Below are 12,026 nucleotides of genomic sequence, written 5' to 3' on the forward strand. Positions count from 1 at the left end.
CGAGTAATCCCGCTGGCTGCGCCTGATTGTTGATTTCATTGAACATTCCTTCTCCAGAGGGAAAAGGTGTCAACCCAATTCAGGACGGGTCAGAGGCAACAAAAAAGCCACTATTTCCAGGGGCTTTTCAAGAATCTTGGCGGAGAGAGTGGGATTCGAACCCACGGAAGGTTTAACCCTTCGCCGGTTTTCAAGACCGGTGCCTTAAACCGCTCGGCCATCTCTCCAATCGGGGTCCCGGTTGCCCGGGCAGCGGCGTATTCTCGCACGTGAAGCGCATTTGCCCAAGACCACCCTTGCCCCTGCCCTTCGCATCCGGCACGGTGGGGCATCACCTGCAACCGGAGCCGCCATGGCCCACCTCGATCTGGCGAACCTGCGCACCTGCCTGCTGGACGACACCCAGCTCGCCGCGGTAGCCCTGACCCGCAGCTTCGCCGGCCATCTGCCGGTCAGCAGCGGGCATCTGGTGGTCTGCGATCCGCTGGTCCAGGCCGAGGCCCCTGCACTGGCCGACTACACCGCCCCGCTGGGCCTGCATCCGGTCGATCTCATCGTGCACAGCGGCCGACCGGCGCTTGCCGTGGCCTGGTTCAAACCGCGCGAGGCACTGACTGCGTCGGCCCTGCACTGGCAGATGGCGCGCTGGACCACGCAGGACCTGACCGGACTGGATGAGGAAAGCCTCATTGGCTACCCGGTCGACGCCGGCATCGGTTGTTTCATGGACACCGATACCCAGCAGGCGCTGCTTGCGCTGATCGATCAGGGCAACGAAGCATGGTCCGATGCGCTGATCGACCACGACGGCCTGGATGAAGGCGCTGAGTACCGCCCCTGGGGCCAGGATTCGCCGCACGGCTTGGTCGTGTTCACCAGCGGCTGGGGCGACGGCGTCTATCCCAGCTACTGGGCGCTGGATACATCCGGCATCCCGGTGGCACTGGTCACCGATTTCCTGTGCATCCAGGGCGGTGATGGGCGGGACGAGCGCGAGATCGCCGACCAGGCCTATCGCGACAGTCTGGCGCCCGAGGAAGCCGAGGCATTGGCGCAACTGGTGGCAGCGGTGAAGCGTGATGACGCGGATGCGCTCCGCGCGCTCCTGAAGGATGCACCACAGCGGGCCAACCAGATCGAACCCGGCTGCGGCGGTACTGCCCTGTTCGAGGCGATCCGCCTGGACCGCCCACTGGCGTTGCGGGAACTGCTGCAGGGCGCCGCGTTACCGGCAATGCCCCAGAGCCTGCACACGAGCAAGGTGACCAGTTATCTGGATTACGCGCGCTTCCTGAAGAAGCCACGCAGCCCGGAGCTGATGGCCGTGCTGGAGGCGCCGGTCATAGCCAGGCCTGAAACCCTCGAACAGGCGCGACCCGGCTTCTGGGCAAGGTTGTTTGGGCGAAGGTAACGGACGCCGGAAACAGCAACGCCGGGCATGGCCCGGCGCTACCTTCGGAGATCAGTGTTGAGAGCGCAGCCCTCAGCCCGCATCCACCGCCAGCGCACCCAGCGCACTGGCCTTGATCTTCTCCTTGGCCTTCTCGCACGCACCACCGCAATCCAGGCGCGAGGCCTCCAGCTGCGGCGGCAGGTGTTCGGCCAGGAAATCGATGAACACGCGCACCGCCGGCAGCAGGCCGCGGCGCGAGGCAAACACGGCGTGGCACACGCCCTGCGGCAGCGACCAGTCCGGCAGCACCACTTCCAGCTCGCCATTGCGCACGGCTTCGGCGCAGACGGTTTCCGGCAGCATGGTGATGCCGAAACCGTCCTTCACCATGCTCTGCAGCAGCGGGAAGTCGAAACCGGCCACGCGCGGCTGCAGATCCACCCGGCGCACTTCGCCTTCCGGGCCATGCAGTTCCCAGCGCTGGCGCGCTTCGTCCTCGCTGATGCTGAGGGTGACGTGCTGGGTCAGTTCTTCCGGGTCCTTCGGGCGGCCGGCGCGGTCCAGGTACTTCGGGCTGGCGACCAGCAGTTCCTGCACCTGACCGAAGCTGCGCATCACCAGGCTGCCGTCGTCATCCAGGCGCGAACGCACGCGCAGGGCCACGTCGTAGCCTTCATTGATGATGTCCACGCGGCGGTTGCTGATGTTCAGCTGCAGGCGGACCTTGGGGTACTGCTCGAGGAACTTGGGCAGCAGCTTGGGCAGCTGCATCTGCGCCAGCGAGACGGGCACGCTGGCACGCACGACGCCGCGCGGCTCGGCGCTGAGACGGTCGACCACCTCGCGCGCGGCTTGGGCCTCGGCCAGCATGGTCTGTGCGTGGCGGTGCACGCTGGTGCCGACGTCGGTGACGGCGAAGCGGCGCGTGGAACGCTGCAGCAGGCGCACGCCCAGATCGGTCTCAAGCTGGCTGATACGGCGGCTCAGGCGCGATTTGGGGATGCCCAGGGCGCGCTCGGCGGCAGCGAAACCGCCGTGGTCGACGACCATGGCGAAGTAGTAAAGGTCATTCAGGTCATGCATACCCGAGTTCCATATCTAGAACAATTCGTGGCATTGAACCACCTTTATCCTGACCGTGCAACAACCTATCGTTTTCTCCGTCGGCGGCAAACACCGCCCCTCCCTTCCAGAACATAGGTGACTGCCATGAAGCTTCTGCATCTCGACGCCAGCGTGCTTGGCGACAATTCCGTGTCCCGCCAGCTGACCGCTGCCGTGGTCGCCCAGTTCAAGAACCAGATTGACGGCCTGCAGGTCGATTATCGCGATCTTGACGCCAATCCGGTACCTCATCTGCGCAGCAGCTCGCTGGCCGGCGTCGATGCCGCCGAGGCGACCGATGCTGAACAGGTGATGCAGCAGTTCCTGGCCGCCGACATCCTGGTCATCGGCGCGCCGATGTACAACTTCAGCATTCCGTCCACCCTGAAGGCCTGGATCGACCGCGTTGCCGTGGCCGGCCGCACCTTCAAGTACACCGAGAACGGCCCGGTGGGCCTGGCCGGTGGCAAGCGCGTGATCGTGGTGAGCGCCCGTGGCGGCATCTACACCGATTCGCCGGCCGACTTCCAGGAGCCCTTCCTGCGCCAGGTGTTCGCCTTCATGGGCATCGACAACGTCGAGTTCGTGCGTGCCGAGGGCATTGCCTACTCGCCGAAGCACCGCGAAGACGCCATTGCCGGCGCGCTGTCGGCCCTGCCGTCGCACGCTGCCGAAGAAGTGGCTGCGTAAGTACTGCGTTCCAGCGATCGGCGCCCTCCCCCCTCCTCGTCGGGGGCGCTGATTGCGGGCCGGGAGTCCCTCCCCCATCCCGGCCCACCCCAACGGCTCCGCATTGCGGGGCCGTTTTTCTGTGTCTGGCCTGAGCGGTGCGCCATCCACGCATGGCGTGGATCTACCGAAGCACATGCAGTAGATCCACGCCATGCGTGGATGCAGCGCCATGCATGACACTCATCAGAACGCTAGGCTGAGGTATGAACTACATCGTGACCACTGCGCACCGCAGCGAATTCCCGCACCCGATCACCCTGCGCCGCGGGCAGGCGCTGGTGGTGGGCGAGCGTTATGAGGGCCCTGAGGGCTGGGAGGACTGGTTTCTGTGCCAGGCCGAGGGGCAGGAACGGGGGTTCGTGCCGGCGCCGGTGATCGGGCGCGATGCGCAGGGTGGCGCGTTTGCCACGGAGGATTACTGCGCGCGGGAGCTTGATGTGGATCCGGGACAGGTATTGCGTGGGGTACGCACGCTCAATGGCTGGGCGTGGTGCGTGCCGGAGACGGGCGAGCCCGGGTGGGTGCCGCTGGAAAAAGTGCGGGCGTTGGGGTGATCGCGAGGTTCATCCACGCATGGCGTGGATCTACTACAAACGCGCGCCACACCCCCGTAGATCCACGCCATGCGTGGATGCCCCACCCCAAAAACGCCGGGCATGGCCCGGCGCTACCGGGTTCAACCGATGGTTTCGACGCCACCCATGTAGGGCTTCAACACGTCCGGCACGGTGATGGTGCCGTCGGCGTTCTGGTAGTTCTCCATCACCGCGATCATCGCGCGGCCGACGGCCACGCCCGAGCCGTTCAGGGTGTGCACCAGTTCCGGCTTGCCGGTGGCCGGGTTGCGCCAGCGGGCCTGCATGCGGCGGGCCTGGAAATCACCGGTGTTGGAGCACGAGCTGATCTCGCGGTAGGTGTTCTGCGAGGGCAGCCAGACTTCCAGGTCGTAGGTCTTGATGGCCGAGAAGCCCATGTCGCCGGTGCACAGCAGCACCTTGCGGTACGGCAGGCCCAGCTTCTCCAGCACGACTTCGGCGCAGCGGGTCATGCGGGTGTGTTCGGCATCGCTGTCTTCCGGGCGGCAGATCGACACCAGCTCGACCTTCTCGAACTGGTGCTGGCGGATCATGCCGCGCACGTCACGGCCGCCGCTGCCGGCTTCGGCGCGGAAGCACATCGAATGGGCGGTCACGCGCAGCGGCAGACGCTCGGCGTCGACGATCTCGTCGCGCACCAGGTTGGTCAGCGGCACTTCCGAGGTCGGGATCAGGTAGCGCGTGGAATCGCCCACGGCGGTCTTGAACAGGTCGTCCTCGAACTTCGGCAGCTGGCCGGTGCCACGCAGCGAATCGGCGTTGACCAGCAGCGGTACGTTGGTTTCTTCGTAGCCGTGTTCGCCGGCGTGCAGGTCCAGCATGAACTGGGCCAGGGCACGGTGCAGGCGGGCGACCTGGCCGCGCAGCACGGTGAAGCGCGAGCCCGACAGCTTGGCCGCGGTCTCGGCGTCCAGGCCGGCGTTGCGGGCGCCCAGCTCGACGTGGTCCAGCACCGGGAAATCGAAGGTGCGCGGGGTGCCCCAGCGCGCCTGCTCGACGTTGTCGTTCTCGTCGGCGCCGGCCGGCACGTCATCGGCCGGCAGGTTCGGGATGCCGGCGGCGATGGTGTCGATCTTCTCGCGCAGCTCGTCCAGGGCCACTTCAGAGGCCTTCAGCTCGTCGGCGAACGCGGCCACTTCGGCCATGATGGCCGACACGTCCTCGCCCTTGGCCTTGGCCTGGCCGATGGCCTTGGAACGGCTGTTGCGCAGGCTCTGCAGTTCCTGGGTCCGCACCTGGATGCGCTTGCGATCGGCCTCCAGGGACTCCAGGGCAGACACGTCGAGCTCGAAGCCGCGGCTGGTGCGCAGGCGTTCGGCGAGGTCGGCGGGCTGGTGGCGGAGCAGGGCTGGATCAAGCATGGCGGGTATCGTGGTGGGTATCAGGAACGGGATTATCGCCTGTTATACGGATTTCTGCCGCCCGGTTCATTCCCGCCGTGGCAGAATCGGGGCATTCCCTGCTGGTCCGGTCCATGTCTGCACCCCGCTCATCGCCTGCCAAGTCGTTCACCGTGCATATCCCGCGCAACGCCCTGAAGATCGCCGGCATCGCCTTCGGCGTAGGCGTGCTGCTGTTCGTGGTGGTCTGGTTGACCGGCCGCGACAAGGAATTCTTCCGCGCCGATGACCCGGCCACGCAGACCCCGCAGGAAACCGCGCAGGTCGAGCCGCTGCCCGAGCCCCTGCCCGCCGCGGCCGGCTCCAGCGACATGCCCGATGCCAAGCCGGCGCCGGTGCAGGAAGAAGCACCGAAGCTGGTGGAAACCGCCCCGCCGCCGCCGGCCAGCACCGAACCGGCCCCGGCCGCGCCGGGCAGCACCGCGCCGGCCACCGGCAACAGCCAGCCGATGCCCGTGGCAGGCCAGTCGCCGCCGCCGACCTACCCGGCCGCCGCGCTGCGCCGTGGCGAGTCCGGCAGCGTGGTGGTGCGGGTGGACGTGGATGCCACCGGCTATGCCAACAACATCACCGTGATCCAGCGCAGCGGCTCGCGCGAGCTGGACCGCGCCGCCACCGACGCAGTGCGCCGCTGGCGCTTCAGCCCCGCGCTGAGCAATGGCCAGCCGGTGCCGGGCTCCATTGAAGTACCGTTCGACTTCAAGCCGCAGTAACTGAACGCTTCCCGGCAGGCAACCTGAACCCTGCCGGTTGCGTTGACGCAACGCTGACACACCGCTACACCGCCTCGGGCAAGACTTTGTGCGTCGTTACTGACGCGAGGAGTCTGCAATGAGTGCTACTACCCATGAACACCTTCATTCCCCGCATCTGCAGCAGGACGTGAGCGAGCGCCCGCACCGCACCTCACCCTGGCTGTGGCTGGCGCTGATCGTCGCGATGTTTGCCGCCGCACTGATGTGGCTGCGGTTCTCGAACCAGGAAGACGTGGCGCCGGCCCCGGTGGGCGAACGCATGCTGCCGGCCAGCGAGACCCCGGTGGCCACCGCGCCTGCAGCACGCAGCACGGCCCCGGCCAGCGAGCAGCGCAAGGCGATCCCGGCCGTCCGCAACCGTGAGGCCAGCCCGCTGGCCAGCAATGACAAGCCGACCTACCCGGCGACTGCGCTGCGTAACGGCGTGCAGGGCAGCGTGGTGGCCAGTCTCAACGTGGATACCCGCGGCAACGTGACCGAGGCGAGCATCGTTTCGCGTAGTGGCGAGCGCAGCCGTGACCTGGATCGCTCGGTGCTGAGCACCGTGCAGGGCTGGAAGTTCCAGCCGGCCATGCAGAACGGCCGTGCCGTAGCGAGTGTGGTGCGCGTGCCGGTGGATTTTCGTACCGAGCAGCGTTGATCGCGAGCGAGGGGTTCGTGATCGGGAGACGGAGGCTTCGGCCTCCGTCTTTTTTTGTGGGTTGCCGGCCAGCGGCCGGCACTACCGATCGTGGTTAGAACTTGTAGTTCACGCCCAGCACGTAGGTGCGGCCCCACTCGATGTATTCCAGCGGGCGGTCCTTGGTGCCGGCGTAGGTGCGGTACGGCTCGTTGGTCAGGTTGCTTCCCTGCAGCAGCAGGGTCAGGCCACGCATGGCGCTGCTGTCGCTGAAGGTGTAGCTGATCTGCGCATCGGTCACGTTCTCGCCCACCACGTAACGCAGCGTGCGGTTGCCGTTGAAGTTGCCGATCTCACCGATGAAGTCCGAACGACGGCGCTGGCTCACGCGTGCTTCGAAACCATTGCGCTCGAAGTAGGCGGTGAAGTTGTACACGCGGTCGGACAGGCCGGGCAGGCTGATCGGATCCGAACCCACGCTGGAGGCGCTTTCCGGGTCGAGGATCTTGATGTCGCTCTTGTTGAAGGTGGCGCTGGCCTGCACGCCGAAGCCACGCAGGCTCTCGGTCAGCATGTCCAGCGGGAACGATGCGGTCAGTTCCAGGCCCTTCAGCGTGCCGCCCTTGCCGTTTTCCGGGGTGGAGAACGTACCGGTGGTCAGCACCGGCACGGTCATGCCCGGCGGCGGCACGTAGCTGCCCAGCAGGTCGGTGAAGTCGTAGTCGTCCACCGACTGGGTGTAGACGTAGCTTTTCAGGTCCTTGTAGAAGATCGCGGCGGCCACGTAGGCCTTCTCACCGAAGTACTTCTCGTAGGACAGGTCGAGCGCGGTGGCACGCCACGGATCCAGCAGCGGGTTGCCGCCGCTGCCGCCGGGCTTGCCGGTGGCCGTATCCACACCGAATTCCAGGCCGGCACGCATCTGGTCCACGCGCGGGCGCGCGACCTGCTTGGCCGCGGCGAAGCGCAGCGTCTGCTGGTGCGGGAACATGAAGGCCAGGTTCAAGCTCGGCAGCCAGTCGTTGTAGGTCTTGCCGTTGGAATACGGCTGGATGTTGCTGCCGGCCGGCTGCGAGCTGTCCCAGTAGCGCGAATCCGAGCTCTGGTCGGTGTGCTGCATCTGCACGCCGATGTTGCCGCGCACGCCCACTTCACCGATGTCGGTGTTGAGGTTCAGGCGCGCCCAGGCGGTGGTGATCTTTTCCTGCACGACCCACGACTTGGGGATCAGGTAATCGAGGTTGTCGACCGGATCGAAGGTCATGTAGCGGCCGACGGCCGCCGGCACGTTCCAGGCCGGGATGTAGCCGATGCCGGCAAAGCCCAGATTGACCGGCGAGTACTGCAGGTCCGAGGCGATGTTGGCATCGCCCTGTGCGCCCAGCAGGATGTTGCCTTCGGACTGGGTCTTCACCTTGCGGCGGTCGGCGTAGTTCACGCCCACATCGATGTCCGGCGCCCACGAGGCAACGGCCTCGGGCAAGGCAATCGTCGCGGCCAGCTTGGCACCCTTCAGGCGGTCTTCCACCTGCGGCACCTTGCCGTAGCCGGAGCCGTAGATGGTGTTGGTCAGGAACAGCGCATCGGGGTTGGAGTAATCCAGGCCCGGGGTGATCTGCGAGAAACCATTCGGGCGGATCTGCAGGCCGATGGTGTCCAGCTGCGGCATCGGGGTGAGCTGCAGGTTGTTTTCCAGGTTCAGCTCATCGCGCGTGGCCTTGGAGTAGTTCACATCGGCGACCAGCTTGACGCTGCCGAAGGTGAACTCGTTGTTCCAGCCGAACGCATCGATCTTGTCCTTGCGCTTGTTGTACATGCCGCGCACCAGCGGGTACACGCCGCTGGCGGTGCCACCGGTGAAGGTGCCATCGGCATTGACCTGCGGGTTGCTGATCAGCAGGCCCGGGGTATAGCCACCGTTGTAGTTGCTCAGGTTGAGCTCGAACTGGTTGGCGGTGTCGATCTGCTCGGCTTCGGTGTGGAACGCATCGAAGGTGCTGGTCCAGGCGTTGTTCGGCCGGAACTGGATGGTGGCCATCACGCCGTCGCGCTTGTTGTTGCCGGTGCGGCGCAGCGCCTTGATGCCATCGGAGAAGTAGGTGCCCGCGGCCACGCCCGGACGATTGCCGTTGGTGGTCTGCTCGGTGGTCCACGGCTCGTACAGGCCGACCTGGTTTTCCTGGATCGGGTTGTCGCTGTGCGCGTAGCCGATCGAGATGCCCAGGGTTTTGTCGAAGAATTGGTCGATGTAGCTGGCGCTGAAGCGGTTGCCGAATTCATCGACGTTGGCGGCTTCGCCGAGCGAGCTCTTTTGCAGGCGGCCGCTGACCGCGATCACGCGGTCGGGGAAGCTGAGCGGACGCACGGTCTGCATGTCGATGGTGCCCGACAGGCCCTGGCCGACCAGGGCGGCGTCCGGGGTCTTGTAGACGGTCACACCGTTGACCAGTTCCGAGGGGTACTGGTCGAACTCGACGCTGCGGTTGTCGCCGGTGCTGACCACTTCACGCCCGTTGAGCAGGGTGGTGGCGAAGTCGGGCGACAGGCCGCGCACGCTGATGACCTGGGCACGGCCGGCCACGCGCTGGGCGGCCAGGCCGGGCAGGCGGCCCAGCGATTCGGCGATGCTGACGTCGGGCAGCTTGCCGATGTCTTCGGCCGAGATCGCTTCGACCACCGACGTGGCGTCCTGCTTGATCGCGATGGCGTTCTCGATGCCGCGGCGGATGCCGGTGACCTGCACGGTGTCCAGGTTGGTGGCGGACGTACCGGTGGTGGCGGTGTCGGTGGACTGCGTGGACTGTGCCGATGCCAGCGACGGCACCAGTACAACGGCCAGCGCCAGACTCAGCGCGGTGCGCTTGTGGTTCAACATTTTCCCCTCCCAGGCAATGTTGTAGAGCATCTTGTGGTCGTCCCGGCGGTGCCGTGGACGTGCGACGCGGTGGCCGCTGTCGTCGCCGCTATGGTAGGCAGCGGCTTCTCCGCGGGAATCACCCTGCATACGTATTCAATGGCTTTCACAGCGTTGTAATCGATTCCAGTGCCCGTATCCCGGCGCTGGGCGCCGCCGCCCGAGCGTGGGCTCGGGCGCTACCGTGTAGAGCCGAGCCCATGCTCGGCTGCGTTTCCATCGGCCGGCGATTCAGAGGGGGGTGAACCGGATCGCCTGGCCACCGCCCGGCGCCAGCACCAGGGTCAGTGCATCGGCGCTGGTCACCTCGCGCGTCTCGCGCTTGAACGCGAACGGATTGCTGCGGAAATCCGCGCCTTCGCCATCGCGGTAGATCTCGGCGCGATAGCGCACGCCCGGTTCCAGGAAGCCCAGCGACACCGGCAGTACGCGGCCGTGTTCATCGGTGATGCTGCCCAGGAACCAGTCACGGCTGTTGCGGTCGCGGCGCACGATCGTCACGTAGTCGCCCACTTCGCCATCGAGCACGCGGCTCTGTTCCCAGTCCACCGCCACGTCCTCGATGAAGCGGAACGCCTCGCGGTGCTGCAGGTAATGCTCGGGCAGGTCGGCGGCCATCTGGATCGGGCTATACAGCACTACGTACAGCGCCAGCTGGCGGGCCAGCGTGCTGGGAATGGCCTGGCCGTGGCGGCCCTTCAGGCTGAGGATGCCGGGCGTGTAATCGAACGGGCCGGACAGCATGCGGGTGAACACCAGGTTGACCTCGTGTTCGGGCGGGTTCGGCGGCTGGCCCCAGGCGTTGTACTCCATGCCGCGCGCGCCTTCGCGCGAGATCCAGTTCGGGTAGGTGCGGCGCAGGCCGGTGTCCTTGATCGGCTCGTGCGGGTTCACCGACAGGTGCCGCTGTGCGGCTTCCTGCACCACCTTCAGATGGTGGCGGGCCATGAACTGGCCGTCGTGCCACTCGCGCCACAGCGGGCCACCGGCCGGATTGCGGCGGTCGATCTGGCCGTCATCGCAGACGTAGCCGGTCTTGAACTGGTCAATGCCCAGCCGCGCATACAGGTCCAGCGCGGCGCCCAGCTGGTCCTCGTAGTGCTCGATGGCGCAGCCAGTTTCGTGGTGGCCGATCAGGTGCACGCCCTTCTTCAGGCCGTAGGCGGACAGCGCCTCAATATCGAAATCGGGCGTGGCGCGGGTGAAATCGAAGTCGTAACCGTTGCCTACCCACATGCCGTCCCAGCCGGGATTCCAGCCTTCCACCAGCACGCCGCGGAAGCCGTGCGCGGCGGCGAAGTCGATCACCTTCTTCGTCTTGGCGGTGGTGGCGGCATGCTTCGGGCCAGTCGCCCAGCTTTCGTTGTCCAGGTGCATCGACCACCACACGCCCAGGTACTTGGCCGGCTTCACCCAGCTCACGTCGCCCAGTGCATTGGGCTCGTTGAGGTTGAGGATCAGGTCCGACTCGACCAGGCCGCCGGCGCGGTCGGCGATCTGCAGCGTGCGCCACGGCGTGGCGAAGGGCAGGGCGCGGCGCACCTTCCAGCCTTCGGCCGAGGGCGAAAGCTGCGCGCGCAGGCGCTGGCCCTCGGTGCGGCGCAGCCACATGCCGGCGTAGTCCACCAGCGCTGCCTCGTGGATGGCCACGTGCAGGCCGTCGTGGCTGCGCAGGGTCATCGGCGTGTGCACCAGCGGTACTTCGCGCAGCGGCGTGCGCTGGTACAGGTATTCGTAGTGGATCGGTTCGCCGGCCGGAATCCACCAGGCGGTCGAGTCGGGCGCGATGGCGAACTCGGTCAGCTCGTCATCGATGATCGCCTCGCGCAGGTTGGGCTGCTCGGGGAACACATAGCGGAAGCCGAGCCCGTCGTCGTACACGCGGAACACCACGTCCAGGCGGCGCTTGCTGCCGGTGGTCTCGGCCAGCTGCACGGTCAGCTCGTTGAAGTGGTTGCGGGTGACCCGGCGCTCGCCCCAGGGCTGTTCCCAGGTGTCATCAACGCTGCGCTGCTGCTGGCCGAGCAGGGCGAAATCGCGGTCGAGGCGGCCGTCGCGCAGTTCGAAGCCGAGCTTGGAATCGGCCACCACGGGTTCGCCGAAGCGTTCGACGCGGTAGCGCGCGGTGCCACCGTCCAGCACCAGGCTGACCGTGAGCACCTTGCCCGGTGATTCAACGCTGGCGACCTGTGGCGCGGCCTGGGCAAGGGTGGCCAGGCCCAGCAGGGCCAGCCCGGACAGATGCGCGAACACCGCGCGTAGTGCAGCAGATGAAGCCGGCATTTCCCCTCCCAAGGCGCCACTGGCAGACCCGGACCATAAGCCAGCGCGGCGGCCTGTCTTCACGCGACTGCGATGAATACGTATGCAACTGGCCGCAGGCCGCAGCGCCGCGTCTACCATGGGGCCAAGGCACCTTGAGGGAGGCGCCGCGCCCGCGCACCGTCATGGTGGCGCGGACCCACAACGGTGCAGAGAGGGAGGGAGGTCGACGGGCGCAAGCCGGTCTGCCG

Annotated in this window: 9 protein-coding genes and 1 tRNA gene; 5 read left to right on the top strand and 5 right to left on the bottom strand. The window is 66.5% G+C overall.

Features of this window, described 5'->3' with window-relative positions; genetic code table 11:
• Positions 1 to 137: 137 nt before the first annotated feature.
• Positions 138 to 227: transfer RNA gene (locus tag IAE56_RS09105), tRNA-Ser, on the bottom strand.
• A gap of 125 nt (positions 228 to 352) precedes the next feature.
• Between IAE56_RS09105 and IAE56_RS09110 the strand changes: the two genes are divergently transcribed.
• Positions 353 to 1,411, top strand: coding sequence for a DUF4241 domain-containing protein (locus IAE56_RS09110; protein ID WP_200752312.1), 1,059 nt, complete (start codon positions 353 to 355; stop codon positions 1,409 to 1,411).
• 72 nt (positions 1,412 to 1,483) lie between these two features.
• Here IAE56_RS09110 and IAE56_RS09115 read toward each other — a convergent pair whose 3' ends face one another.
• Positions 1,484 to 2,476 carry a LysR family transcriptional regulator gene (locus IAE56_RS09115; protein ID WP_079222336.1) on the bottom strand — a complete coding sequence of 331 codons (993 nt, stop codon included), beginning with the start codon at positions 2,474 to 2,476 and terminating at the stop codon, positions 1,484 to 1,486.
• Between the two features lie 126 nt (positions 2,477 to 2,602).
• Between IAE56_RS09115 and IAE56_RS09120 the strand changes: the two genes are divergently transcribed.
• Both IAE56_RS09120 and IAE56_RS09125 read left to right on the top strand, forming a co-directional pair.
• A complete protein-coding gene (locus IAE56_RS09120) occupies positions 2,603 to 3,187 on the top strand; it encodes an NAD(P)H-dependent oxidoreductase (protein ID WP_079222337.1) in 585 nt (194 codons plus the stop codon).
• A 245-nt stretch (positions 3,188 to 3,432) separates the two neighbouring features.
• The gene (locus tag IAE56_RS09125) at positions 3,433 to 3,783 is read left to right on the top strand and encodes a ligand-binding protein SH3 (RefSeq protein WP_200752313.1); all 351 of its coding nucleotides are present in this window, start codon (positions 3,433 to 3,435) and stop codon (positions 3,781 to 3,783) included.
• A gap of 122 nt (positions 3,784 to 3,905) precedes the next feature.
• Here IAE56_RS09125 and serS read toward each other — a convergent pair whose 3' ends face one another.
• Complete coding sequence (serS, locus tag IAE56_RS09130) at positions 3,906 to 5,186, bottom strand: serine--tRNA ligase (protein ID WP_200752314.1); 1,281 nt, start codon at positions 5,184 to 5,186, stop codon at positions 3,906 to 3,908.
• A 113-nt stretch (positions 5,187 to 5,299) separates the two neighbouring features.
• Here serS and IAE56_RS09135 point away from each other — a divergent pair, with 113 nt between their 5' ends.
• Together IAE56_RS09135 and IAE56_RS09140 are read left to right on the top strand one after the other, a co-directional pair.
• Positions 5,300 to 5,938, top strand: coding sequence for an energy transducer TonB (locus tag IAE56_RS09135; RefSeq protein ID WP_200752315.1), 639 nt, complete (start codon positions 5,300 to 5,302; stop codon positions 5,936 to 5,938).
• Between the two features lie 118 nt (positions 5,939 to 6,056).
• Entirely contained in the window at positions 6,057 to 6,620 is a 564-nt protein-coding gene (locus IAE56_RS09140; protein WP_200752316.1) for an energy transducer TonB, read from the top strand.
• 94 nt (positions 6,621 to 6,714) lie between these two features.
• On the opposite strand, the gene IAE56_RS09145 is transcribed toward IAE56_RS09140, so the two are convergent.
• Entirely contained in the window at positions 6,715 to 9,474 is a 2,760-nt protein-coding gene (locus tag IAE56_RS09145; RefSeq protein WP_200752317.1) for a TonB-dependent receptor, read from the bottom strand.
• A gap of 270 nt (positions 9,475 to 9,744) precedes the next feature.
• Positions 9,745 to 11,796, bottom strand: a complete 2,052-nt coding sequence (locus tag IAE56_RS09150) for a glycoside hydrolase family 97 protein (RefSeq protein WP_200752318.1) — start codon at positions 11,794 to 11,796, stop codon at positions 9,745 to 9,747.
• Between the last annotated feature and the right edge of the window lie 230 nt (positions 11,797 to 12,026).

Origin of the sequence: Stenotrophomonas sp. S41, assembly GCF_016624625.1 — a bacterium.
Lineage (GTDB): Bacteria > Pseudomonadota > Gammaproteobacteria > Xanthomonadales > Xanthomonadaceae > Stenotrophomonas.